This is a genomic window from Nocardia sp. 2TAF39 (assembly GCF_052114905.1).
Taxonomy (GTDB): domain Bacteria; phylum Actinomycetota; class Actinomycetes; order Mycobacteriales; family Mycobacteriaceae; genus Nocardia.
Window position 1 is genome coordinate 1 of sequence record NZ_JBFRFQ010000048.1, and the last position, 23,309, is coordinate 23,309.

Consider the following 23,309-nt stretch of genomic DNA (forward strand, 5'->3'; position numbering starts at 1 on the left):
CCGACACCACGCTCGATCAACTCCCTCGCCAACCGCGAGGACGCCGAGTCCAACTCCGCGTAGGTCAACTCACGATCATCGACAGGATCTCCCGTCGGATTGAACCTGATCGCGACCTCAGTGGCGGCGGACTCGACCGCAGCCGTGAGTAACTGCCCGAAAAGCAAACTGCTCGACCTGCGGCGACGGCTACCACGAGCGGATCGACGGGCAGTTTCCATTCGAGTGCATTCACCTCTCGCATCGAGCCAGGACTCGGCCCTACCCCGATCAAGGGCGTGATTTCCGAGGCCAGTGCGGTCCGAGCAATCATATTAGGGACTGATCGGTAGCCACGCGCGATGGGATTGTCACGGCTGCCGCTGCTGTGGTGCGCGCACCCTCTGGTACTGCCATCCTTTCGTCGAACACCGTCCGATCCCGCACGGAAGTGGTGCAGTACCTGATTCCTGCCGTTGGATCGATGCAGGTTCTGTCATGTTGCAGGAGTGGGCGAATCGGTCTACTTGTTCACAGCCATCCACGCCGGGTGGCCTGCACCCCCGCCTGGAACCGGGTGCTCGCGCCGAGCCGCTCCAGCAGCCGGGCGGTACGGCGGACCACGGTGCGTCGGGACATTCCGAGCCTGCGGGCGATGGTGTCGTCGGTGGCGCCGAGACCCATCAGGGTCAGGATCGCCCGGTCACGTTCGTCCAGCGCCTCCGCGCTCGGATTCACCGAGATGGGCGCGGCCAGTGCCCAGAGCACGTCGAAGGTCTTGATCAGCAGGTCCAGCGTGGATGAGCCGGTGATCCGCAGACCCATCGGGTCGGGCCTGCGTTCGTCGGCGTGCAGCACCAGGCTGGCCCGTTCGTCGTCGCTGATGATCAGCTTGAACGGCGGCTCGGGCAGCGTTCTGGCCTGCGCCCCACTGGCATTGGTGGCCAATGCGTGCCGCAGGCGCTCCGGGTCCTGGTAGACCGTGTCTTGATAGAGGGTCTGGTAGCGGATGCCTTCGCCGATCCTGGCTCGTTTGAGCTGGAACAACTGGCGCTCACGGTCCAGATCGCTGAGATAGGGGCCGCGTTCGACGAGCTTGACGCAGGCGCGCGCACCGGTCTGCATCTCCTCGAAATCCGCGAGCATCTCCAAGCGCTCGAACACGGGTACCACCGCGCCGTTGCCGCGTGGCGAGCGGCGCACCGAACGAAACGTCTCGCTCAGCCGCGCGGCGGCAGAATGCATCTGGTTGATTTCCAGCTGCCTGCGCCGCGCTTCGGCTTCGGACAACGATTCCGGCGCGTGCGCGTCCCATACCGGGTCGCCGTCGGGCGACTCGATGCGGACCGCGGCGCGCAATTCACACAACAGATTCAACGAGTCCGCGGCGAGGTCTGCCGAAACGCCCAGGTACTGCGCGATATCGGCGAGGCTCGATCGCGGATGGTGCACCAGCACGGCGTAGGTGCGGCCGTGCGGTGACCCAGGCTCGAAGATGTCGCCCAGCTCGGTCACGGCCCGAGCCTAACGACCGACCGGTGCCTGTGGGGCGGCTCGAGCAGACCGAATCGCGAAGCGCTCATCGTACCGCCGCAGTGCGGACACCTCGCGGTAGACACCGGCGTGATCGTCGGAACAGCAAGCCCGGCAGCTGAACTCAGTGCGCGGACGGGCCCCACTGCAGAGGCACACCCTTGGCGGCCAGGTAAGGCATCGGGTCGATCTTGGTGCCGCCCTGGTCCCAAATCTCCAGGTGCAGATGCGGACCGGTCGACTGGCCCCGGTTGCCGACGGTGGCGATCACGTCGCCCGCGTTCACCCGCTGGCCCGCGTGCACGAACATCTCGTTCACGTGGCCATAGACCGCGGTGGTGCCGTCGTCCTGCAGCACGCGTACCCACAGGCCGAAACCGGAGGCCGGGCCCGCCTCGATCACTGTGCCGTTGCTGACCGAGTGGATCGGCGAGCCGAGCGTGTCCGCGAAGTCGAGGCCATAGTGCATGGCACCCCAGCGGCTGCCGAATCCGGAGCTGATCTCGCCGCCCACTGGGCGCACCGCCGGGGCCGGAGCGACCTGCTGCTGCGCGCCCTGGAGAGCCTCCTCGGCCTGAGCCAGCGGTCCGACGACCTCCGGCGGCAGGTTCGGGATGCCGAACGGAGCGGCCACCGGAGCAGCAATCTCGGTCGCGGCCTGGGTGGCGGCCTTAGCGGCGGCCGGAGCGAGCTCCCCCCTGGCCTCGACAACCGGCTGCTGCGCGGTTTTCAGCTCGGCGACCTGCGTGATTCCGGTGCCCTTCGCGGTGACCTGTTCGGCCACCTCGTCGTCGGCGTCGTGCGCACCGGGCAACTGCGGGGACGCGTAGGTGACCTGGCTGGCGGTGCCGATCAGCGCGCCGGTGGCAACCACGACGCTCGCGGCGAACTTCGCCCGGCCGGTCGAGGACGGCTCGGCGCGGTGCCGCGTCGGCCGACCCGTGACACCATCGCCGATCAGGCTCATGACGGTTATGGAACTGGGGCCTACACGGTGCTGCGACAAAGCTGCGTCCTTGCCTCGAAGAACAGGGGTTCGTCCCGGATGCCATGATTGGCGACGACCGGTTCATAACGATCCGGTGAAGCCGGTTTAGATAACGTTTTGGCGTCCGTTGTGACGGGAACTCTACCTCGTCGTGACCATTCCGCAACCTTTTGCGGAAAAGTTGCTGTTGAAGTCTGGGTTACCTGCCCACATGAGCGAGACTCGGACCGTGATCATCGACCAACTGGGCGTCCCGATCGTGCTGGCCCCGATGGCGGGCGGGCCCTCCACTCCCGAACTCACCGCCGCGGTCGCCGAAGCGGGCGGTTTCGGCCAGCTGGCGGCCGGCTACCTGAGCGCCGCCGACACCGCCACGCGGATCGCGGCGACCCGCGCCGCAACCGACAAGCCGTTCGGCGTCAATCTGTTCGCGCCGGGACCCGAGACGCCCGCCGCCGAGCTCGCGGACTATCTCACCGAACTCGGCGCCGACCATGAGCTCGGTGACGCGAAGTTCGACACCGACGACTGGGACGCCAAGTTGGACCTGCTCGTCGCCGATCCGGTCGCGGCCGTCTCGTTCACCTTCGGCTGCCCGACCATCGAGGAGATCGCCCGGCTGCATGCCGTCGACGCCGAGGCCTGGGTGACGGTGACGTCGGCGGCCGAGGCACGCGTCGCGGTCGAGGCGGGCGCCGACGTCCTCATCGCCCAAGGCGCGGAGGCGGGCGGGCACCGCGCCACCTTCGTGGACCGACCGGCCGATGACGCGACCGATCCGCTCACACTACTGGCCCTGCTGCAGATCCTGACCGCCGCCACCGATCGGCCGCTCGTGGCCACCGGCGGTATCGTCACGGGTGCGGGCATCGCCGCGGCGTTAGCGGCGGGCGCCGCCGCCGTGCAACTCGGCACCGTGTTTCTGCGCTGTCCCGAGGCGGGCACCAATCAGGTGCACCGCGCCGCGCTCACCGAGGACACCCCCACGATGCTCACCCGCGCCTTCACCGGACGCCGTGCGCGCGGGTTGCGCAACCGATTCATGATCGAGCACTCCGCGACCGCGCCTGCCGCGTACCCGGAGATCCACTACGCCACCGCCCCGCTGCGGGCGGCAGCACGGACGGCCGGCAACCCGGACGAGGTGAACCTGTGGGCTGGGCAAACGCACGCCCTGGCACCGGAGTTACCCGCACGCGAACTGGTTCGGACACTGGCCACCGACACGAAAAGCGCACTGGAATCAGCACTTTCGCGCCGAATCCAGCCTTGTTGACAACGACTTTCGATTAGAATCGAGAGGCATCGCATCGACCGTCTATCCCTGGAGGAAAGCGCTATGTCCCTCGATGTCCCCACCGAACTACTCGAACGCGCCGAGCGCGGCGAGGTCGACGACGCCGACTTCGTCGAGGTCGTCCGCAATTCGCTGCCCTACGCTTGGGAAGTCGTCAGCCGGGTCGCCGGTGACTTGCAGTCCGGCACTGCCGAATTCGCCGACAACACGGTTCCGCCACCGGACGAGGTGGCCCGCGGGCAGCTGCTGCGCGCCATGGCCTCGGACGCGATCCGGGGCGGACTGGAACGGCATTTCGGGGTGAAGCTCGCTTTCCAGAATTGCCACCGGGTGGCCGCGTTCCCGATCTCCGCGGTCGGCGGCGACACCTACACCACGTTCATCGGCACCAGGGCCCAGCTGCTCAACCAGAGCCCGGAGCTGCGCAACTGCTGATCGGCAAACTCTGACACCCGGCGCGGCAAGCGGTTTCGGCACGCGCCGGGTGTTCTCTTGTCAGCATCGCACCTTGCGCGTCGGCACCGGCTGCCGTCCAGCCCTTCGAGTAGTGTGAACCGGCATGAGCAGCAACGATCTTCGGGATGAGATCGAGGGAAGGCTGGCGCCGTGGCAGCAACAGCTCGGCGGGGACCGTGCCGCCTACACCAATCACGTGCTGCGCGTGCTAGCTCTGTGCGATCTTCTGGCAGATGATCAGCAACCCCCACCGAGCAGCCGCGAGGAGTATCTGACCGCCGCCACCCTGCACGACATCGGTATCTGGTCGGCCGGTACCTTCGACTACCTCGCGCCCTCCTGCGACCACGCACGGGCCTGGTTGGCGAGCATCGACCGGGGCGACCTGGCCGGGGTGGTGGTGCCGATGATCACCGAGCACCACAAGATCCGTGCCGCGGGTACGCCGGACGACGCGGTCGAGATCTTCCGCCGCGCCGACGCGATCGACGTCGAGTTCGGGCTGCTCGGCCGGTTCGGTGTATCCAGGGCGGCGTACCGTGAACTGGCAAGACGGTATCCGGACAACGGCTTCCACCGCGCGCTGGTGCGGCTGGCCGCGCGGCGACTGTGCACCAACCCCACGTCACCACTGCCGATGCTGAAGTGGTGACGTGGGGTGGTTGTGCTCAGCCGAGCGTGGTGACGTCCAAGTCGCCCTCGGCGTAGTGGGTGCGCAGCCGCTTCTTGTCGAACTTGCCCACGCTGGTCTTCGGCACCTCCGCGATGAACGTCCAGCGTTCCGGCAGCTGCCATTTCGCGACCTTGTCGGCCAGGAACTCGCGCAGCTCCTCGGGTTTCGCCTCGGCGCCCTCGGCGAGCACGATCGCCACCAGCGGCCGCTCGTCCCACTTCTCGTCCGGCACCCCGATCACGGCCGCCTCGGCGACCGCAGGGTGCCCCATGACGGCGTTTTCCAAATCCACCGACGAAATCCATTCGCCGCCCGACTTGATCACGTCCTTGGAGCGGTCCACCAGGGTGAGGTAGCCGTCCCTGCTGATCTTGCCGACGTCGCCGGTGCGCAACCAACCATCGTGGAACTTCTCGGCGTCCACCGAGACGCCGTCCGGCGAGTAGTAGGAGGTGGTGATCCAGGGGCCGCGTACTTCCAGCTCACCGAGCGATTCACCGTCGGTGGGGACCACGCTGCCGTCGTCGGCGACCAGGCGAGCCTGCACGCCGGCCGGGAACCGGCCCTGGGTCACCCGGTAGGCCCACTGGTCTTCCTCGGTGAGCGCACTCGCCGGCGGGTGCGCGACACTGCCCAGGGGCGAGGTCTCCGTCATACCCCACGCGTGCAGGACCCGCACGCCGTGCTTGTCCCGGAAGGCGCGCATCATCGACGGCGGAACGGCCGAGCCGCCCACCACGACCGAGCGCAGGTGCGTGATGTCCTGTGGTTTCGCCGCGAGACCAGCCAGCACCCCGCCCCAGATGGTGGGCACTGCGGCGGCGAAGGACGGTTTCTGATCGGCCATGCACTCGAGCAGCGGGCCCGGCTGCAGGAAGCGGTCCGGCATGAGCAGGTTCGCCCCGGACATCAGTGCGGCATACGGCAGGCCCCATGCGTTCGCGTGGAACAGCGGCACGATGGTGAGGATGGTGTCGGTGCCGATCAGACCCATGCCGTTGTTCGCGGCGACCTGCATCGCGTGCAGCCAGTTGGAGCGGTGCGAATACACCACGCCCTTCGGGTCGCCCGTGGTGCCGGAGGTGTAGCACATTGCTGCGGCGGACCGCTCGTCGATCACCGGGAAGTCGTAGGTATCCGGCTGCGCGCCGAGCAGTTCGGTGTAGGAGTGCACCTGGACACCGTCCGGCGCGGTGAGCGTCGCCGCGTCGCCGTTGACCACGATGACGTGGCGGACCGTCTTCATCTTCGGCAGCAACTGGGTGAACATCGGCACCAGCGTGCCGTCCACCAGCACCACCTGGTCTTCGGCGTGGTTGGCCACGTACACAACCTGGTCCGGGAACAGCCGGATGTTCAGCGCATGCAGCACCGCACCCATTGCGGGCACCGCGACGTAGGCGACCAAGTGCTCGTTGTTGTTCCACATGAACGTGCCGACCCGGTCGCCGACGCCGATCCCCAACCCGCGCAACGCGTTCGCCAGCCGTACCGACTCGGCGCCGACCTCCCGGTAGGTCATGGTGCGCACGCCGGTACCGGTCCAGGTGGACACGGTGGAATCGCCGACGAACGTCGATGCGTAGCGCAGCAACGTGGCCAGCGACAACGGCTCGTCCTGCATGGTGCTCAACATCGGAACTCCTTTTTCTTCAGTGACTTCCCCTCAGAAAGCCAAGTCGGTGTCGGCAACCTTCGGCGTCTCCGACGTGATCCCGTAGGGCACCCCGATCCCGCGCATCACCTCGGGGTACGGGTCGGTATACCGCTGGCGCGCATGGCGCACGACGGCATGCGCTCGGGGCCGGCCCAGGGCTACGTCGTCGGTGACGCCGAGGTGCCCGAAGGCGCGCCGGATACCAGAGTCGAGATGCTCTGGAATATGGCTCCATCGGACCAGGTCGGGATGCATGGGGAGGTTCGGTACGCGCGCCGGCATGTTTCAGCACACACCGACCATGAGCCACATCACATCGGCGATGCTACCCAACAGTAGGGCGCGGCGGGCAAGGCCTGGCGGGAATCCGGCCGGACGTGCGGTCGCCATCAGCCGCCGCTGGTCAGCTGGGCTATCCGGTCGGAGCGGTCCGGTCCGCCCCGCTGTGCGCCGGATACGCATGGACCACGGCGGTATTCAGTTTCGGCACGACGTGGGTGAGCGTGTGCTCGGCGTCGTGCGCGACCCGATGGGCGTCCGCGAGCGTGATCGTCGGTGCGACGTCGAGCTCGACGTCGGCGTGCAGGCGATGCCCGATCCAGCGCATGCGCAGGCTGCGCACGCCCTGCACGTCCGGCTCGGCGGCCAGCGCCCGTTCGGCCACGCTGACCAACCTGGGCTCGACGGCGTCCATCAGCCTGCGCAGCACGTCCCGTGCCGCGGTCCGTAGCACCGCGAGGATCGCGACAGTGATCAGCATCCCCACGATTGGGTCGGCGAGCGGGAAGCCGAGCGCCACTCCCCCCGCGCCGAGCAGCACGGCCAGCGATGTGAGCCCGTCGGTGCGCGCGTGCAGTCCGTCGGCGACCAGCGCAGCCGAGCCGATATGACGCCCGACCCGGATTCGGTAGAGCGCGACTGTCTCGTTGCCGAGGAACCCGATAACTCCCGCTGCCGCGACCCAGCCCAGATGCTCGATGGGCACCGGATCGATCAGTCTGCGCACCGCCTGATAACCGGCGATCAACGCCGAGAGGGCGATCATGGCGACGACGAACAGCCCGGCCAGGTCCTCGGCCCTGCCGAATCCGTAGGTGTAGCGCCGGGTCGCGGCCCTGCGACCGAGGGCGAACGCGATCCACAGCGGGACGGCGGTCAGCGCGTCGGAGAAGTTGTGGATGGTATCGGCCGCCAACGCCACCGACCCGGACACGCCAACCACCAGCAGCTGCAGCGACGCGGTGATCCCGAGGACGATCAGGCTGATCTTGACCGCGCGGATGCCGATCGCGCTGGTCTCCAGCGCGTCGTCCACGCTGTCGGCGGCATCGTGGCTGTGCGGGACGAAGATCTCCCGCAGGACGCCGCGCAGACCCCGTGGCTTCTCGTGCGCGTGGCGGTGTCCGGCATGCGTATGGTGCCGGTGTCCGTTGCCGAGGTGGTGTTCGTGTAGGTGCGCATCCGCTCCGCGCGGATCTTCCGCTCCGGCAGCATGTTTCGCGTGGCTCATCGGGCGTCCGTCCCATCTTGTCGAGGCAGTTCGCGGACCACGTCGTCGCCGCGGTGATGTGGCGGAACACCGGGCCCGGCGTGCTCGGCGTTGTACACCGCGTCCATCACCAGCTGCCGAACGTGCTCGTTCTCCAGGCTGTAGAAGATCGTCGTGCCCGATCGGCGGGTGTTCACCAGCCGCGCCATCCGCAGTTTCGCCAGATGCTGCGACACCGAGGATGCGGGCTTGCCGATCTGTCCGGCCAAGTCGTTCACCGACAGTTCGCGGTCGACCAGGGCCCACAGCACCTGCACACGGGTGGGATCGGCCAGCATCCTGAATACCTCGACAACCAGACCGACCTGGTCTTCCGCGAGCGGAGGACGCATTTCCTGGTTATCTGCATTCATACGCAGATAATAAGGCAGGAAACGGGTCAGACACCAGCACTCCGAGCCGGTGTGGCGGCGGCACCCCCTGCGTCGCCGCCGACACACCGGTCGCCCCCGGACCCGAACAGCTTTCTGTCTTAGTCGAGTGTGGCGCTTGCGCGCCAGCCGAGTGAACCGATATCACCCGAATGAGACAAACGAGATTTCACAGAGGCGAGTGCGGTTTCGGATCTCGTACGCGGCGGCGCGGTGACCAGTGCGAAACCTGTAGCGCCACACCGAAGTTCACGCGCCTGCCGTGCACACATCTGCACGTGCAGATCCGGCCGTCCGAGCGCCCGGCAACTCGGCCGCACGCCCGGCAAGGCCGCGGTTACTGTGAGTCACGAGACAAACCACCGAGTACCGCCGGAGTAGACGACATGCCAGTGGACCGTATGCTGCCCACCCCCGAGGCCAGGGATCTGCTCGAACTGACCCGCGATATCGCCGACAAGGTGCTGGAACCGCGAGTGGTCGACTGCGAGCAGACCGGGACCTTCCCCGACGGCGTCTTCCCCGCGCTCGGCGCGGCCGGACTGCTCAGCCTGCCGTACCCGGAGGAGTTCGGCGGCGGCGACCAACCCTACGAGGTGTACCTCCAGGTGCTCGAGGAACTGGCCGCCCGCTGGGCCGCCGTCGCGGTCGCGGTCAGCGTGCACAGCCTGTCGTGCCATCCGCTGTTCACTTTCGGTACCGACGAGCAGAAGCAGCGCTGGCTGTCCAGGATGCTCTCCGGCGAAACCATCGGCGCCTACAGCCTTTCCGAGCCACACGCCGGATCGGACGCGGCCGCGCTGCGGTGTCGGGCGACTCGCGTCGAAGGCGGTTACCGAATCAACGGCGCCAAAGCCTGGATCACCAACGGCGGCCGCGCCGACTTCTACACCCTGTTCGCCCGCACCGGCGAAGGCTCGCGCGGCGTCTCCTGCTTCCTCGTCCCGAAGGATGCCGAAGGACTGAGCTTCGGCAAACCCGAGGCGAAGATGGGCCTGCGTGCCGTGCCGACCACCACCGCCGCCTACGACGACGCGTTCCTGCCCGGCGAACGCTTGATCGGCACCGAAGGACAGGGACTTTCGATCGCCTTCAGCGCCTTGGACTCCGGCCGACTGGGCATCGCCGCGGTCGCCACCGGTCTGGCGCAACGCGCCCTGGACGACGCAGTCGCCTACGCCAAGGAGCGCGAGGCGTTCGGCCGCCACATCATCGACCACCAGGGCCTCGGCTTCGTACTCGCCGACATGGCCGCCGCCGTCGACTCCGCACGCGCTACGTATATCGACGCCGCGCGGCGTCGTGACATGGGCCTGCCGTACTCCCGCCAGGCCAGCGTGGCCAAACTCGTCGCCACCGACGCCGCCATGAAGGTCACCACCGACGCGGTCCAGGTGTTCGGCGGCTACGGCTACACCCAGGACTTCCCCGTCGAGCGATACATGCGCGAGGCCAAGGTGATGCAGATATTCGAAGGGACCAACCAGATCCAACGCCTGGTCATCGCCCGTCAGCTTGCCGAGAACTGATCACCGCGAATTGGCCGAAAATACCGATTCAGTGACCGCGGATGTCTTCGGACCTGTGGATTCGCGTCTTACGCTCGAGGCATGACAACGCCGTCCATCATCATCATCGGAGCCGGTTTCGGCGGGCTCGGCATGGCACTGGAGCTGCGGCGGGCCGGATTGGACACGTTCACCATCCTGGAGCGCGCCGACGATCTCGGCGGCGTGTGGCGCGAGAACACCTACCCCGGTGCGGCGTGTGACGTGCCGTCGCCGCTGTACTCCTGGTCCTACGAACCGAAATCGGATTGGCCACGGCGTTTCTCCGAACAGCGGGATATCCATACGTATATGCGCGGCGTCGCCGCGAAGCACGGCCTGGAGCACTTCATCCGCTTCGGCACCGAGGTGACCGACGCGGAGTTCGACGAGCGGACCGGCCAGTGGACCGTCGAAACGGCCGACGGGTCGCGGCTCACCGCCGACATCCTGGTCCCGGCGGTCGGGCAGCTGTCGCGTCCCGCCCTGCCGAACATCCCGGGGATCGACACCTTCGCCGGTCCCGCCTTCCACTCCGCCGAGTGGAACCATGAGGTCGACCTCACCGGCACACGCGTCGCCTGCATCGGCACCGGAGCCAGCGCGATCCAGTACATCCCGCGCATCCAGCCGAAGGTCGCGCATCTCAGGCTGTTCCAGCGTTCGGCGGCCTGGGTGCTGCCGAAGGCCGACGTCGAGTACAACGCCGTGCACCACGCGCTGTTCAAGCACTTCCCGCCCAGCCGCCTCGCCGAGCGCTTCGCGATCTGGTCCTTCTTCGAGGTGATGGCGCTGGCGCTCACCGACATCCCTGCGGTGAAGACCCCCGTCATCGCACTTGCCGACCGGCACCGCGCCGCGCAGGTGCCCGACGCCGAACTGCGCGCGAAGCTGACGCCCGACTACGCGGCCGGCTGCAAACGCGGCCTCTTCTCCAACGAATACTTCCCCGCGCTGGCGCAGCCGAACGTCACCGTGGAGACCACCGCGATCGAGGCGATCACGCCGACCGGAATCCGCACCGCCGACGGCGTCGAGCACGAGGTGGACGTCATCATCTACGGCACCGGGTTCAAGGGCACCGAGTTCCTGGCGCCGATGAACATCTACGGTCTCGGCGGGCGCAAGCTGGCCGACGTCTGGGGCGACACGGGCGCGCGCGCCTACCTCGGCCTTTCCGTGCCGCACTTCCCGAATCTGTTCATGATGTACGGACCGAACACCAACGTCGGTTCCGGCTCGATCATCTACATGCTCGAATCGCAGGCCCGCTACATTCGCCAGGTGGTGCAGCACCTCACCAACCGGCCCGGGCACTATCTCACCGCCCGCGCCGCCACCGAGCAGCGCTGGGACGACTGGCTGCAGAAGCGGCTGAAATATACGCCGTGGAACTTCTGCTCCAGCTGGTATCGGAACGCGGCGGGACGGATCACGAACAACTGGCCCGGCGCCACCGTGCTCTACCGCTGGAAGACAAGGACTTTCGACCCCGCCGACTACGACGAGGCACAGGCACCCGCCGCCGTGCCCTAGCGTTGCCTGCTCAGCCCGGTCTCAGCAAGCCGCCAGTAAACTGGCATTGTCCGGGGTCGAGGCAACGGAAGAGGTACGCGGTGTTGTGGCTGCTGATCGTCGTGGTGATCGTGACGCTTGCCGCCTTGCTGGTGTGGCAGGCGCGGCGGAGCAAACAGCGCGCGGCGACCGAACTCGCCGACGCGCTCGCCGAAGCACGGCAGGTGAACGAGCGACTCGGCGGCCAGGTCTACACCCTCAGCGGCAGCAACGACGCGGCCGTGCAGGCACTGGCCGACGCGTCCGAACGGCATCTCGCGGCGGGATCGCAACTCGATCAGGCCCGCTCACCTGCCCAGGCGCGGCTGGCGAAACAGACCGCGCTGGAAGGTCTTTACTACATCAGGGCCGCACGCACCGCCATGCGCATGGACCCTGGTCCCGCGGTCGCGGCGCTCGACGGGCAGGACACCGCCGGACAGGTCAGCGAGAAGCGAGTCGTCCAGTACGACGGCAGGAAGATCGCGGCCTCGCCCGAGCCCTCCTCGGCGACGCCGAACTACTATCCCGGCGGACGAGTCGCCGGACGACCGGTTCCCGCGGGCTGGTACTCCGAGCCCTGGTGGAAGCCCGCCCTGGTCGGCGGCGCCTGGGGCCTCGGCTCCGCACTGCTGTTCACATCGCTGTTCTCCGGGATGTCCGGAGTGGGATATGACGCGCAGGGGTTCGAGAGCGGATACGGCGAGGGATACCAGGACGGGCTCGCGGCCGACGACGGCGGCGGATCAGGCGCGGGGTATGACCAGGGTGGTGACTACTCGGGTGGTTACGACAGCGGAGGCTACGACGGAGGCGGTTTCGACGGAGGCGGCGGCTTCGACGGAGGGTTCTGATCCGTCGGCCACAGCCCGGAACTGCCAGTTTCAATCCGCACCGGAAAGCGATGCGGAATCCCAGCCCTCGACCCGGTAGACTGCTGACGTCCCGGGTAGGCCCAGCGCCCATCCAACCAGCCTTCGTAGCTCAGGGGATAGAGCACCGCTCTCCTAAAGCGGGTGTCGCAGGTTCGAATCCTGCCGAGGGCACAAACCTGCGACGCGTTTCCGCAGGTCAGCAGGTTTTCCTGATCCGTGCATCGCTTCCGGATAGCCAACAAAACCGAAATGTGCAGGTCAAACGGTTGCCCTGGTGCGAGCCCTCTAGGGAAACACAAACCATGGGCAACCAAGCCGGCAACTCGCCGGAATTCAGGACCGGCCGACTTCAGAGCAAACGCCTGCCATTTCAACAGCGCGGCAAGCGCCTTCCCCTGCGCGGCAGCGATGCGCTCTCCTTCCGCACCACCGACGTATCGAACCTCGAAGGACGCCGTCAACCCGTCACACACGATGTCTACACCCCGTTGGACAGGTATCCCGACCGGACTACCGTCCATCCGGCTGATGCATGGTCGCCACCTCCGCCCCGGTCGCCCATCGAGACCTGGTTCATCGGCACGTCCGACTCGGATATCACCGAGTCGACGGGATCGCTCTCGTTGCTCGCAGCCACGCGCGAGATTCTCGATCAGATCACACTCCAACTCGGGCATGCGCGCAGACGAGAGCCGATCCGCCCGACGATGACGACTGCGGTCAGCGCCGGTCTATTCGACCGGGGTTGCGTCATTCATGACATAGCCGCGTGTACGTAACTGGATTCGTCGGGCGGCCGAGAACCCGCGCACGGTCGCCAGGCCCGCCAGTGGCCCACAGAGCGCCACGCTGGCTCCAGCAGAAATCACGTTCGCGAAAGCCGAAGCGCTCAAGCAGAACCCGGACCCCCGCATCCTCGCCGCCGCTGGCATCCCGATGCCAGACCGGACCGGCGCCGTCGCGCAGCTCGATGTGTGGAGCGTGACAGCGATCGAGACCGCGTCGTGAGCTACGAGGAGGCAGGCATCGTGACCCCCGACGAGATCCTTGTTCTGCTTCAGGTCGCCCAGTCCTACGACAGCCGAAACATCGACCGCCTCATGCAATCCGGATGGTTGGACGCAGCGCAGCGTGCCCGCTGGAACCGGGAGGAAGCGCTCGTGGCGATCCGCGCGCATTACTCCGAATCGACCGAGCGCATCATGCCCGGACACGTCACCGCCCGGATCCGTGCATGGCGGCCGGTCAGCCACGCGCCGGAGTACCGGCCAGCGCTCACTGCAGCGCCGCCAGCGACGGCCGAGCAACGGGCCGCCGCACAAGCGTTGTTCGCTGCCAATACCCAAACGTACGAACCCCGGAAGTCCCCGGGAATGGCCCGTAGACGCGTCGATGAGCCGCCGACCGTACGCGAGAGAGTGTGGCCGGAGCCTGTTCGGGCGTTCTCGGCGGATCTGGGGCGGATCCTGAGCGCGCTGCCGGATGAGTAGGGATGCATTGCAAACCCGCTCGCGCTCCGACCCTTCGCCCCGCCCCAGACCGCTTCAGCTGCGGAATCTACTGGAAGGAACTGACGTTGTTCACATCCTGGTGCGGCCAACCGGAGAAGTGATACCTGCACGTCCACTGGGACGCGTCCGAGGTGTCCCATTCAAGTATCTTGGACTGGCCAGAGTCCGAGAGCAGGAAGTACATTTCGTGCCCACCCTCGAACTGGTCGCTGGTCGCACCGGGCGCCAGGTCGAACACCGCTTTCGGGTTCCAGTATTCCTGTAGGAAGACCGAGACCTGCCTGCCCGTGTCGTTGTAAAGCTGGTAGTAACCGGGTGCAGCTTTCTCGGCAGGCGCCTCGGGAACCGACGGCTGTGGGGTGATTTTTTTGATCGCAAAGCCAGTTTCAGTCATGGTGCACTCCCTTTAGTTGTGGCATTGACTTTTAACCCATTGACAGGACCATGGTGCCGACCGTGTAGCGCTACGCGGTTCACCCTTTTTGGGTGAACTGCATGCACGCCGCGATACGCCGGACGTCAGGCAGATTGGGCCGTAGGCGGGTCGGGCGAGGGCGCGGCGGAGGCCTGCTCGGTTGCTCTCGGCCGACCTGGTACGGATCATGAGCGGGCTGCCGACTGCGCATCGGTACTCGCTTCACCCCAACTGGGTGAATTTCCGTCGAGTCAGTATAGAACATATGTTCGATTCGTTGTAAGGTCGGGCCATGCCCGAACTCAACCGACTCGACTTCGCGCGAATGCAGGTAGAGGACGTGCGCCGCCAACTGCTCGACGCCGCCGCCTTCGGCAAATTCCTACCACCCGAACCACTTGAGATCATGGCGCGGAAGCTCGGTGAGGCGCTGCGCATCTACACCGACGCCGCCCACGGCACGGGATGATCAACGCGGCTTGCTGGACTTGGTGCTGTGGACCGGCAACGGGCATGAACAGCTACCCATAATGCAGTGGTGCCTCAGCAATCCTTCCCCCCACGTACCGGGCGTGCTGGCTAGAAATCAGTGAGCCAGCAACAGGTCGAATCGGCTGCGGAACTGTTCGGCATCGTCCGTGCTGGCCCGGTCCGCGGCCGTCCGTGCTGGCTGCAACTCGCTCACCAAGCAGTGAGACTTCACCGGCCCCTCCAGCAACGCAAGAGCAGACAGGCCCTCCGTGACCGCTGCACTGTCGTCGCCGAGACGGGCCAGCGACGCCGAGTAATAGGCGCGATACGACGCCTCGTCCCGCGGCTTGTTGTGCGCGCCGACGCTCGCCTGATAGAACTCCACTGCCTTGTCATGCTGCCCCAAGAACGTTCCCGCCTGCGCAGTGATGCTTTGGATCTCCGCTGCGGTCACGAAGCGCAGCCAGATCGGATCCTCGGAATCATCCAGGCCACGATCAACCTCACGTAGGGCACGGTTTATCGCCGATTCGGCCTCACGCTGGTCGCCAATCGCCGCGTGAGCGACAGCCTCCCGCGCCGACGAATATGGGAACAGTGAACCGATCCGTGCAGGCGCACCGCAATCGTCAGACCGGGTAGGTACCCACGATGACCAGGCGTTTTTCAGTTGCCCATGTTTTGCGTGTCCTGCCGAGGGCACAAACGTGCGACAGCGTTTCCTCAGATCAACGGGATTTTCCGGACAATCCCGAAATGACCATATCGAGAAGCCCCAGGCCAAACGCGGTCCTCCTGTGCGCTCTGCCGGGCACATCGAACGGCTCGGTTTCGGACCGGCCGTCGCCACCGGGTTGTTCCTCGTGGTCATCGTCGCACTACGGGCGCGACCGCTCAGCTGTTTGGCGTGCGGCTGGTGAAATCGAAGGAGCCGCCGTCGACTCCCCAGGAGATGATCCGGTCGGGATGGGATCCGAATGATCGAGCGCTCCTAGGGAGGGAACGGCGGCTCTTGGTCGTCGAGGGCTTCGGCCGTGCCGCGCACCTCGATGCCGCGAATAACATACGGCTCCAACGAGACCTGTTGGTCGACGACGAACGACACCCGACTGCCCGCCTCGACGTTGCGGTACTTGCGGCTGGTGTGCATGCGCATACCGCCGATGTCGATGGTGCCGTCGGTGTTCACCCGATAGCTGGTCGGGTTGTTCTGCACAACGCCGTCGGGCTATACCGTGGCCAGCCGGCCGATCCCGGCCTCCGCGAGGAACTGCTGCTCATTCGTCGTGAAAGTCACCGATGAAGCGTAGCGGGATGCCTCGGCAGCGACCGCACCATCCTTTGTTTCGTTCAGTAGCCCAAGCCATGTATGCAGGCGTTCAACGCCTGCGACCACGACGCTGCGAAAGACATCTTCACGATCGACTTCGGCGACTCCGGAGACCGCGACACATCCAATGGGCTGGTTCAACCATGAGGCACCCGATGACCGGAGCAGCTCAGAAAGGAACGACAGGGTTCTCGCCCGAGCCTACGAGTAATCGGCGAATCCGCAGTGCTCGTCGGTGACGGATCAGATAGTTCCCGTTGTCGAGTTGGACAGGCTTCTTCCACCGCAAACGGTTCACGTCGAGCGCGACGTAATGCGACAGATGCGGTGACAGGCCGATGCGGTCCGCCAACTCGATGTCAGGAATCGTGCCCGGCGCGATGGTGGTCAGGAATTGACCGCGCCGGTCTCCGGGGCCCCATGACGACCGAAGTTTGCCGCTGCGGAGAATGCTTTCCAATCCGTGGGCGGACGTGTAGTGGTACATGACGCGCGGCGGCCGCTGACCGGTACCAGCTGCCGGCAGCTCGACGCTTCGGCCCGGCCCGAAGGTCGGTTCCAAGGGCCCCATCGAGCCGAACTCGCTATCCGCCGCACGCAATGCCTCTGCGGACTCCGACGTGTATTTCGCTGTGCGACCAATTCTTTCAGCCACCGCATCGCCACCGCGCTGGAACGCCACTGCGATATCGCGGGCAACCCGCGTCAGCAGACGCGCGATCGGCGTGCTCACGGCATCTGGCCTGGCGATCGTCGACCACTCATCGGCCCTTGAAGTCAGACGGTCTGCGGTCCAGCATGGCCTCGACGGCCTCCCGGTGATCCTCGGTGTGATGGGCGGCAGCCTGCATCGCCGCGGACAGCTCCAGGTGGCTTTCCAGGCTCTGATGTAGGCCTTCGCGCAGGAGGCGCTTGGTCATCCGCAGCACGTGCGGTGGGTTGGCGCTTACCCGGGTGGCGAGCCGGTGGGCCGCGTCGAGGAGGGCGTCGGCTTCGACGACCTGGGAGACCAGGCCCCAATCGAGAGCGGTGCGCGCGTCGATCGGTTCACCGGTGAAAGCCATTTCACAGGCTCGGGCCATGCCGATCGCCTTCGGCAGCAGCCAGGATCCTCCGTCACCGGGAATGAGGCCGACCCTGACAAAGCTCTCGGCGAATACCGCGGTGCTCGCGGCGATCCGCAGATCGCACAGCAGCGCCAGATCACAGCCCGCGCCGACAGCGGGACCGTTGACCGCGGCGATCGTTGGTATCTCGCAGTGGTACAAGGCTTTCGGAATGCGCTGGATGCCGTGCCGGTACCCTTGACGCAGCTCCGCCGGTGTGCCGCCGAACATTCCGGCCCGATCGCGCATCTGTTTGACGTTGCCGCCGGAAGAGAAGGCCGACCCTGCACCGGTGAGAATCGCCGCCCGCAAGCTGTGGTCTCGATTGGCCGCCGTCACCGCGTCCTCGAGGGCGATGATGGTGTCGGCTTCGGATATCGGGTTGCGTGACGCTGGGTTGTTCAGCGTCCAGACGACGACATGGCCGATTCGGTCGATCAGGACCGGTTCATTCATTGTCGCCTCCTGATGCTCTCTCCGACAACACGATTCGGATATCAGCGAGGAAAATACCGGAACTCGAGACAATCACCGGATTGAGGTCGAGTTCGACTATCTCCGGGTGCGCGGCAACGAAATCGCCGATGCGGACGAGGAATCGGGCCAGCTCGTGCCGGTCGACCGCCGGAAGATGACGGTAGCCGTCGAGCATGCGGGAGACGATCGTCTCGTCGATCATTTCGCGGGCCTCGAGCTCGGTGAAGGGAGCGGCCCGGAATGCGACATCCCGCAATGCCTCGACCATCACCCCACCGCTGCCGAAGGCCACCACCGGTCCGAAGATCGGATCGTTAGTGGCGCCGACGAGCAGTTCGACTCCGGCGTCGGCCATGGGGGTGATGATCACACCGTCGATGCGGGCGTCGGGCACGTGGGCATGGACGGAGTCGATGATCGCTTGGGCGTGCTGGGCGGCATCGGAGGCCACCACCCCGAGCCTGACCCCTCCGACGTCGGATTTGTGGATCACCTGCGGAGAAACGACTTTCAGCGCACACGGCCGTTCATAGTCGGCGACGGCCGCGACCACCTCAGCAACGGTACGAGCGAATGTCCAGGCGCCGACATCGATTCCGGCGGCCGCGACCACCTGCCGCCCGGTCGGCTCGTCGAGTAGTCCTGATCCTTCGATGGCCGGGGCGGGGGACGGAAGTACGAGCGAGGAGTGTCGACCGGTACCGGCGAGCAGGCGGCCGCGCCGCTCCAGGGCCGCAACGACCCGCACGGCGTGATCGATGGAGCTGAGCACCGGTATACCACCGGCCCGAAGGCGGTCGTGGTTGGCTATCTCGAAACCGGCGTAGCAGCTCTGGATCAGCAGAGGGACACCGTGTTCGGCGATGAGCGCGAGCAACGCGCCGCTGGCGGAGTCCTCGATCTCGCGCAGTTCGGGATCGAATCGCAGGTGGTAGCCACCATAGAGGCCGATGATCAGTACGAGACCGACCTCGGGATCGCGCATGAGGACATCGACGGCCTCGGCGAACACCATCGGGTCGGTGTCGGTGGCGCCGGCCACGTCGACCGGATCGGCCACCGCGGCGGCGTCGCCGAGCAGTTGCCGCAGCCGCAGCCGGGTCCGCTCGCCGAGCCGGGCCAGCTCGATGCCACCCGCCGCTAGGGCATCGGCGGCCAGCGTGGCGTGGCCGCCGCCATCGCTGAGGATCGCGACCTTGCGCCGCGGGGCGATGGGGGCGCAGGTGGCAAGAGCGCCTGCGACGACCGCGAGTTCGTCGGAGCGGTCGACGAGCTCCACCCCGGCCTGCCGGAGCACGGCTGTCGCCACGGCGTCCGATCCGGCGATCGAGCCGGTGTGCGACCGCGCGGCGCGGCGCCCCACTTCCGATCGTCCGCCACGCAGCACGACAACCGGTTTATCCGGCACGGCATGAGCGGCGGCGACCAGAAACGACCGTCCGTCGACGAATCCCTCGGAGTGGATCGCTACGACGCCGGTGCGCGGATCGCGAACGAATTCGGTGAGGCATTCGTCGTAGCGGACATCAGCCTGATTGCCCAGCCCCACGTAGGCGTGGAATCCGGGACCTTTGATCGCGCGATCGTCGTTGACCAGCGATAGCAGCATGTTTCCGCTCTGGGTGATCACACTGATCGGACCGCACGGAACATCCGCGAGGCCGACGAGGTTCGCACCCGAGTAGACGTTGAGCAGGCCCGAGGTGTTGGGGCCGATGACCCGAATACCGGTCTCCGCGATCGTCGCTGCGAGCGCGGCGGCGAGTTCGGCGCCGGCTTCCCCGATCTCTCCGAAACCGTTGGCGAGCACGACGGCTCCGGCGATACCGGCGGCGGCGCACTGGCGCAGCATGTCAGGGACGGCGGCGGCGGGCAAAGCGATCAGCGCGACGTCGACGCCGTAGGGCAGCCGATCGATCGACGAGTACACGCCGAGCCCGAGGATCTGCAGGGCTGTCGGGTGGACCGGATAGATGGGATGGGCGTAGCCGGATTGCTGTAGGGCCCGGATGGCCTGGAACCCGCGCTTCGCCGCATTGGCGGACGCTCCGACGATGGCGATGGAATGTGGGTCGAACAGCCGCTCGAGAGCGGTGCGGACGCGAGCGTCGAGAAGGGACGCGTGCTCGTCGGTGCTGGTCATGCCTACTTTCCTTCGAAGTTTGGGGGGCGGCGTTCGGCAAACGCGGCGAGACCCTCGGCCCAATCCCTGGTCGCCATCAATTCGAGAAGCTCCCTCGGCTCGGTGGCGAACGCGACATCGGGGGGATCGTCGCGGCGCAGCGCCGCCTTCATCCGGGTCAGTGCGAGTGGCGCCTTCGCCGCGAGGGTTTCGGCGAGCGCTTGGGCCGACCCGAGCAGGAGATCCCTAGGTACCGCGGAATGGGCCAACCCCCATTCGAGTGCCTGCCGACCGGTGAATCGCTCTCCGAGGATCAGCATCTCCGTGGCCCTACGCAGACCGACCAGACGCGGAAGCCGGTTGGTCACGCCACCGCCGACGAAGGTGCCGATGCTCACCTCGGGAAACCCCATCTGCGCGTCCTCGGCCATGACCAGGAAGTCCGCGCTGACGGCCAGTTCCGCACCGGCACCGAGGGCATATCCGTTGACCGCCGCCACCACCGGGGTGCACATCGTCTGGATCTGCTCGCAGGCGCGCTGGCCCAGCTCGATGTAGTGCTCCTGCTCCGCGGGCGTCCTGGTGCCGGACTTGTGCGCTTTCAGGTCGGCACCGACGCAGAACGCCCGTCCGGTACCGGTGAGGACGACACAGCGGATACCCGGATCGAAATCGGCGGCATTCAGTTCGTCGACCAGGGTCTGGTACAGCTCCGCACTGACGGCGTTGAGCCGCTCAGGGCGGTTGAGAACGAGTGTCGCGGTGGAACCGGATCTGCTCACCAGCACGGTGGACATGGGCCTCAACTTCTTCCTGATCGCTGCCTGACGCATTGCGGGACAGGCAGATCGGCCGACCCGCACACCCCGCGATCCGCGGCGCCGGGCTGCCCGGCCCGCGTTCGATGGCTCCACTATGCCATCAAATTTGCAAACTGCAAGTTCTATGCAAAATCTATTGCATCTACTGTGCGGGCCGTGTTTCATGTCACTATCAGCTATCGGGTCACGGCCCACGGCGGGAAGAAGGCATCGTGCCAACCTCGGGGAATCTGCAGCGCAGCATCAACACTCGTCAGCTGACAATGATCGGTATCGGCGGAGTCATCGGCGCCGGGTTGTTCGTGGGAAGCGGTAAGGCGATCGCCGCGGCGGGGCCGGGCATCGTCTTCGTCTATCTGCTCACCGGCCTCGTCATCATCCTGGTGATGCGCATGCTCGCCGAACTGGCCACAGCCAGCCCCGAGACCGGATCGTTCTCGAGCTACGCCTCCCGAGAACTCGGTTCCTGGGCCGGTCTGGCGGTCGGGTGGGTGTACGCCTACCACTGGTGTGTCACAGTCGCTTTCGAGGCCATAGCCGGTGCGGCGATCGCCAACCAGCTTCTGCCGTCGGTGCCGACCTGGCTGTATTCCCTGATCTTCATGAGTGCCCTGACCGGCGTGAACCTTGCGGCGGTGACGTCCTTCGCGCGGTTCGAGTTCTGGTTCGCGATGATCAAGGTGATTGCGATCGTGGCCTTCATCGGAATCGGTATAGCCGCGGCCTGTGGCCTGTTCCCGCACTACCACGCGCCAGGGACGGCGAACCTGCTCGGGCAGGGCGGCCTGTTCCCGAACGGATTCACGCCATTGCTCGTGGCGTCGTTGACAGTCTTCTTCGCCTACTTCGGTACCGAACTGGTGACGATCGCCGCCGGTGAGGCGAAAGATCCAGTCAGTGCGGTGCGCGCGAGTATGCGCAGCGTCGCCGGACGCATCCTGATCTTCTACGTCGGCTCCATACTCGTTGTGGTCACGCTATTGCCTTGGAACGCAACGCAAATCACCCAAAGCCCCTACGCCGCGGTACTGAACCTGCTGGGAGTTCCCGGTGCACAGACCATCATGAATCTGGTCGTGCTCACCGCGGTGTTGTCGTGTCTGAACTCGGGTCTCTACTCGTCTTCACGGATGCTCTTCGCGCTGTCGCGCCGCGGTGAAGGCCCCCGTTTGCTGGGCAAGACCGCCCGCTCCGGGGTTCCCGCCGCCGGTGTTCTCGCCGCCTCCAGTGCCGGATTCCTTGCGGTGGTGGCGAACTACTTCCTGCCCACCGGAGCGGTTTTCACTTTCCTGCTCAGCTCCTCGGGCGCGATCGCTGTCGTGGTCTACCTGTGTATCTGCGCCACCCAGATCGTCGGACGTCGCAACAAGACCGCAGCGCAGGTCGCCGCCCTTCCCGTGCGAATGTGGGGCGACCCATACCTGTCCTACGCGGTCGGCGTCATCCTGCTGTCCATCATCGTCGGGATGGCACTGACCTCCAGCACCCGGACTCCGCTCGCACTGACCATGATGGTCACCGCCACCGCCGTCGCCGCAGGCCTGATTCATCAGCGCCGGGCGGTCGCGGCGCAGATGGCGAGGGCGGAGTAGATCACCGCGCCTGCGTTATTCGCCGACGGCATCGGAGGCATAGACGCCGAACTCGCCGAGCAGTTTTTCCTCCTCGAGCAGCGTCGTACGCACCCGATGCCCCAGGATGTGCGCGACCTCACCCGTCATCGCCTGAGCGAGGGAGGTGAAGGCGGTCATCGATCGCAGCACGCTGGCGCTGGACGCCTCGATGTAGAACGTGTCGTGTGCCGAAACCGCCAGCGGTGAGACGGCGGTATCGGTCAATGCGATGACGTGCGCACCGCGCTGCCGAGCCCACTGCGCGGCACGTACGGTGTCGAGGCTGTAGCGATGGATCGACATCGCCACGAAGCAGTCGCCCGCACGCACCCGGCGCAGTTCATCGGTCAGGGTGCCGGCGGTGGCATCGACCGTCGCCACGTCCTCGCGCAGCATGCGCAGCAGGTAGCTCAGCAGATACGCCGGCGCGTGACATTTGCGCAGACCCATCACATGCACCCGGGCCGCATGGGCCAGCCGATCGACGGCCGACTCCCACATCGCGTTTTCGATGCGCGCGAATGTCCGGGCGATATTCGCCTGATCCAGTGCCACGGTCTGTTCGCGCACCCCGGCCCCCTCCGCGACGAGGTGCTCGAGATTGTCGAAGCGGTGCAACAGTTGCGCCTGCTCCTGCAGTCGCTCGCGACACAATCGGGTCAGTCCTGGATACCCCTTCAAACCCAGACCGTTGGCAAACCGCACGACGGTGGCCTCATTGACTCCGACCGCGCTCGCGAGTTCGGAGACGGTCATGAACGCCACCGCTTCTGGATCCGACAGCACGCGCTGAGCCAGCTTCTTGTGCGAAGTGGACAGCGAATCCATTCGACCGCGAATTTCGACCAACAGCTCGGCGAAGGTCGCAGGGCCCGCCGCAACGTTCGCGTTCGTATCCACCGAGCCTCCTCCGACCGACTTTGCAATGGCAGTACTCTGCTAATTTAGCCGATTTCGGCGGTAG

25 protein-coding genes and 1 tRNA gene are annotated in these 23,309 nt (G+C 66.2%); 11 read left to right on the plus strand and 15 right to left on the minus strand.

The genetic code is table 11. The features are described from left to right. Positions 1–510 precede the first annotated feature (510 nt). Together AB4Z47_RS24810 and AB4Z47_RS24815 are read right to left on the minus strand one after the other, a co-directional pair. Positions 511–1,494, minus strand: a complete 984-nt coding sequence (locus AB4Z47_RS24810; RefSeq protein ID WP_441954045.1) for a DNA-binding response regulator — start codon at positions 1,492–1,494, stop codon at positions 511–513. A 142-nt stretch (positions 1,495–1,636) separates the two neighbouring features. Continuing rightward, on the minus strand, positions 1,637–2,479 hold the full coding sequence (locus tag AB4Z47_RS24815; RefSeq protein WP_441954047.1) for a M23 family metallopeptidase: 843 nt from the start codon (positions 2,477–2,479) through the stop codon (positions 1,637–1,639). 232 nt (positions 2,480–2,711) lie between these two features. On the opposite strand from AB4Z47_RS24815, the gene AB4Z47_RS24820 reads away from it, so the two are divergent. The 3 genes from AB4Z47_RS24820 (at position 2,712) to AB4Z47_RS24830 (ending at position 4,905) form a co-directional block, all read left to right on the plus strand. Then, positions 2,712–3,776, plus strand: coding sequence for a nitronate monooxygenase (locus tag AB4Z47_RS24820; RefSeq protein ID WP_441954049.1), 1,065 nt, complete (start codon positions 2,712–2,714; stop codon positions 3,774–3,776). A 63-nt stretch (positions 3,777–3,839) separates the two neighbouring features. Then, positions 3,840–4,232, plus strand: coding sequence for an SCO5389 family protein (locus tag AB4Z47_RS24825; protein WP_441954051.1), 393 nt, complete (start codon positions 3,840–3,842; stop codon positions 4,230–4,232). A gap of 124 nt (positions 4,233–4,356) precedes the next feature. Then, entirely contained in the window at positions 4,357–4,905 is a 549-nt protein-coding gene (locus AB4Z47_RS24830) for an HD domain-containing protein (protein WP_441954053.1), read from the plus strand. A gap of 16 nt (positions 4,906–4,921) precedes the next feature. Here the strand turns inward: AB4Z47_RS24830 and AB4Z47_RS24835 are convergent, their stop codons facing one another. The 4 genes from AB4Z47_RS24835 to AB4Z47_RS24850 all read right to left on the minus strand — a co-directional run bounded on the left by AB4Z47_RS24835 (position 4,922) and on the right by AB4Z47_RS24850 (position 8,485). Then, positions 4,922–6,562 (minus strand): long-chain fatty acid--CoA ligase, encoded by a 1,641-nt coding sequence (locus tag AB4Z47_RS24835; protein WP_441954055.1) that lies wholly within the window; start codon positions 6,560–6,562, stop codon positions 4,922–4,924. Positions 6,563–6,592: 30 nt separating this feature from the next. Continuing rightward, a complete protein-coding gene (locus tag AB4Z47_RS24840) occupies positions 6,593–6,838 on the minus strand; it encodes a hypothetical protein (RefSeq protein ID WP_441954057.1) in 246 nt (81 codons plus the stop codon). 157 nt (positions 6,839–6,995) lie between these two features. After that, entirely contained in the window at positions 6,996–8,093 is a 1,098-nt protein-coding gene (locus AB4Z47_RS24845; RefSeq protein WP_441954058.1) for a cation diffusion facilitator family transporter, read from the minus strand. Beyond that, positions 8,090–8,485, minus strand: coding sequence for an ArsR/SmtB family transcription factor (locus AB4Z47_RS24850; protein ID WP_441954060.1), 396 nt, complete (start codon positions 8,483–8,485; stop codon positions 8,090–8,092). The genes AB4Z47_RS24845 and AB4Z47_RS24850 overlap by 4 nt, the downstream gene beginning before the upstream one ends. Positions 8,486–8,889: 404 nt before the next feature. On the opposite strand from AB4Z47_RS24850, the gene AB4Z47_RS24855 reads away from it, so the two are divergent. From AB4Z47_RS24855 to AB4Z47_RS24880, 6 genes are all read left to right on the plus strand, one after another. Continuing rightward, positions 8,890–10,032: an acyl-CoA dehydrogenase family protein gene (locus tag AB4Z47_RS24855; RefSeq protein WP_441954062.1), complete on the plus strand. Its 1,143-nt coding sequence runs from the start codon at positions 8,890–8,892 to the stop codon at positions 10,030–10,032. 81 nt (positions 10,033–10,113) lie between these two features. After that, a complete protein-coding gene (locus AB4Z47_RS24860; protein WP_441954064.1) occupies positions 10,114–11,586 on the plus strand; it encodes a flavin-containing monooxygenase in 1,473 nt (490 codons plus the stop codon). 83 nt (positions 11,587–11,669) lie between these two features. Continuing rightward, positions 11,670–12,458, plus strand: a complete 789-nt coding sequence (locus tag AB4Z47_RS24865; protein WP_441954135.1) for a DUF1542 domain-containing protein — start codon at positions 11,670–11,672, stop codon at positions 12,456–12,458. 119 nt (positions 12,459–12,577) lie between these two features. After that, positions 12,578–12,650, plus strand: a tRNA-Arg gene (locus tag AB4Z47_RS24870). Positions 12,651–12,730: 80 nt separating this feature from the next. Continuing rightward, positions 12,731–13,258: a hypothetical protein gene (locus AB4Z47_RS24875; RefSeq protein ID WP_441954066.1), complete on the plus strand. Its 528-nt coding sequence runs from the start codon at positions 12,731–12,733 to the stop codon at positions 13,256–13,258. A gap of 225 nt (positions 13,259–13,483) precedes the next feature. Then, positions 13,484–13,969 carry a hypothetical protein gene (locus AB4Z47_RS24880; protein ID WP_441954068.1) on the plus strand — a complete coding sequence of 162 codons (486 nt, stop codon included), beginning with the start codon at positions 13,484–13,486 and terminating at the stop codon, positions 13,967–13,969. A gap of 67 nt (positions 13,970–14,036) precedes the next feature. Here AB4Z47_RS24880 and AB4Z47_RS24885 read toward each other — a convergent pair whose 3' ends face one another. Then, on the minus strand, positions 14,037–14,384 hold the full coding sequence (locus AB4Z47_RS24885) for a hypothetical protein (protein ID WP_441954070.1): 348 nt from the start codon (positions 14,382–14,384) through the stop codon (positions 14,037–14,039). A gap of 313 nt (positions 14,385–14,697) precedes the next feature. Between AB4Z47_RS24885 and AB4Z47_RS24890 the strand changes: the two genes are divergently transcribed. After that, on the plus strand, positions 14,698–14,874 hold the full coding sequence (locus AB4Z47_RS24890; protein ID WP_441954072.1) for a DUF6374 family protein: 177 nt from the start codon (positions 14,698–14,700) through the stop codon (positions 14,872–14,874). Positions 14,875–14,991: 117 nt separating this feature from the next. Here the strand turns inward: AB4Z47_RS24890 and AB4Z47_RS24895 are convergent, their stop codons facing one another. The 7 genes from AB4Z47_RS24895 to AB4Z47_RS24925 form a co-directional block, all read right to left on the minus strand. Continuing rightward, positions 14,992–15,747 (minus strand): hypothetical protein, encoded by a 756-nt coding sequence (locus tag AB4Z47_RS24895; RefSeq protein WP_441954074.1) that lies wholly within the window; start codon positions 15,745–15,747, stop codon positions 14,992–14,994. A 120-nt stretch (positions 15,748–15,867) separates the two neighbouring features. Then, a complete protein-coding gene (locus AB4Z47_RS24900; RefSeq protein ID WP_441954076.1) occupies positions 15,868–16,092 on the minus strand; it encodes a hypothetical protein in 225 nt (74 codons plus the stop codon). 12 nt (positions 16,093–16,104) lie between these two features. After that, a complete protein-coding gene (locus tag AB4Z47_RS24905; protein WP_441954078.1) occupies positions 16,105–16,347 on the minus strand; it encodes a hypothetical protein in 243 nt (80 codons plus the stop codon). Between the two features lie 28 nt (positions 16,348–16,375). Further along, on the minus strand, positions 16,376–16,939 hold the full coding sequence (locus AB4Z47_RS24910) for an HYD1 signature containing ADP-ribosyltransferase family protein (protein ID WP_441954079.1): 564 nt from the start codon (positions 16,937–16,939) through the stop codon (positions 16,376–16,378). A 28-nt stretch (positions 16,940–16,967) separates the two neighbouring features. Next, positions 16,968–17,768 (minus strand): crotonase/enoyl-CoA hydratase family protein, encoded by an 801-nt coding sequence (locus tag AB4Z47_RS24915; RefSeq protein ID WP_441954080.1) that lies wholly within the window; start codon positions 17,766–17,768, stop codon positions 16,968–16,970. Next, positions 17,761–19,932, minus strand: a complete 2,172-nt coding sequence (locus AB4Z47_RS24920; protein WP_441954082.1) for an acetate--CoA ligase family protein — start codon at positions 19,930–19,932, stop codon at positions 17,761–17,763. The genes AB4Z47_RS24915 and AB4Z47_RS24920 overlap by 8 nt, the downstream gene beginning before the upstream one ends. A gap of 2 nt (positions 19,933–19,934) precedes the next feature. Beyond that, positions 19,935–20,708 carry an enoyl-CoA hydratase/isomerase family protein gene (locus AB4Z47_RS24925; RefSeq protein ID WP_441954084.1) on the minus strand — a complete coding sequence of 258 codons (774 nt, stop codon included), beginning with the start codon at positions 20,706–20,708 and terminating at the stop codon, positions 19,935–19,937. A gap of 236 nt (positions 20,709–20,944) precedes the next feature. Here AB4Z47_RS24925 and AB4Z47_RS24930 point away from each other — a divergent pair, with 236 nt between their 5' ends. Next, positions 20,945–22,324 (plus strand): amino acid permease, encoded by a 1,380-nt coding sequence (locus tag AB4Z47_RS24930; RefSeq protein WP_441954086.1) that lies wholly within the window; start codon positions 20,945–20,947, stop codon positions 22,322–22,324. A 15-nt stretch (positions 22,325–22,339) separates the two neighbouring features. Here the strand turns inward: AB4Z47_RS24930 and AB4Z47_RS24935 are convergent, their stop codons facing one another. Continuing rightward, a complete protein-coding gene (locus AB4Z47_RS24935) occupies positions 22,340–23,245 on the minus strand; it encodes a MurR/RpiR family transcriptional regulator (RefSeq protein ID WP_441954087.1) in 906 nt (301 codons plus the stop codon). Positions 23,246–23,309: the final 64 nt, after the last annotated feature.

Bases quoted from the DNA above. Each gene is read 5' to 3' on its own strand.
- AB4Z47_RS24920 (WP_441954082.1), bottom strand. From the start codon at position 19,932: ATGACCAGCACCGACGAGCACGCGTCCCTTCTCGACGCTCGCGTCCGC.
- AB4Z47_RS24925 (WP_441954084.1), bottom strand. From the start codon at position 20,708: ATGTCCACCGTGCTGGTGAGCAGATCCGGTTCCACCGCGACACTCGTT.
- AB4Z47_RS24840 (WP_441954057.1), bottom strand. From the start codon at position 6,838: ATGCATCCCGACCTGGTCCGATGGAGCCATATTCCAGAGCATCTCGAC.
- AB4Z47_RS24825 (WP_441954051.1), top strand. From the start codon at position 3,840: ATGTCCCTCGATGTCCCCACCGAACTACTCGAACGCGCCGAGCGCGGC.
- AB4Z47_RS24830 (WP_441954053.1), top strand. From the start codon at position 4,357: ATGAGCAGCAACGATCTTCGGGATGAGATCGAGGGAAGGCTGGCGCCG.
- AB4Z47_RS24820 (WP_441954049.1), top strand. From the start codon at position 2,712: ATGAGCGAGACTCGGACCGTGATCATCGACCAACTGGGCGTCCCGATC.
- AB4Z47_RS24915 (WP_441954080.1), bottom strand. From the start codon at position 17,768: ATGAATGAACCGGTCCTGATCGACCGAATCGGCCATGTCGTCGTCTGG.
- AB4Z47_RS24885 (WP_441954070.1), bottom strand. From the start codon at position 14,384: ATGACTGAAACTGGCTTTGCGATCAAAAAAATCACCCCACAGCCGTCG.
- AB4Z47_RS24890 (WP_441954072.1), top strand. From the start codon at position 14,698: ATGCCCGAACTCAACCGACTCGACTTCGCGCGAATGCAGGTAGAGGAC.
- AB4Z47_RS24815 (WP_441954047.1), bottom strand. From the start codon at position 2,479: ATGAGCCTGATCGGCGATGGTGTCACGGGTCGGCCGACGCGGCACCGC.
- AB4Z47_RS24855 (WP_441954062.1), top strand. From the start codon at position 8,890: ATGCCAGTGGACCGTATGCTGCCCACCCCCGAGGCCAGGGATCTGCTC.
- AB4Z47_RS24860 (WP_441954064.1), top strand. From the start codon at position 10,114: ATGACAACGCCGTCCATCATCATCATCGGAGCCGGTTTCGGCGGGCTC.
- AB4Z47_RS24845 (WP_441954058.1), bottom strand. From the start codon at position 8,093: ATGAGCCACGCGAAACATGCTGCCGGAGCGGAAGATCCGCGCGGAGCG.
- AB4Z47_RS24850 (WP_441954060.1), bottom strand. From the start codon at position 8,485: ATGAATGCAGATAACCAGGAAATGCGTCCTCCGCTCGCGGAAGACCAG.
- AB4Z47_RS24895 (WP_441954074.1), bottom strand. From the start codon at position 15,747: ATGACCACGAGGAACAACCCGGTGGCGACGGCCGGTCCGAAACCGAGC.
- AB4Z47_RS24835 (WP_441954055.1), bottom strand. From the start codon at position 6,562: ATGTTGAGCACCATGCAGGACGAGCCGTTGTCGCTGGCCACGTTGCTG.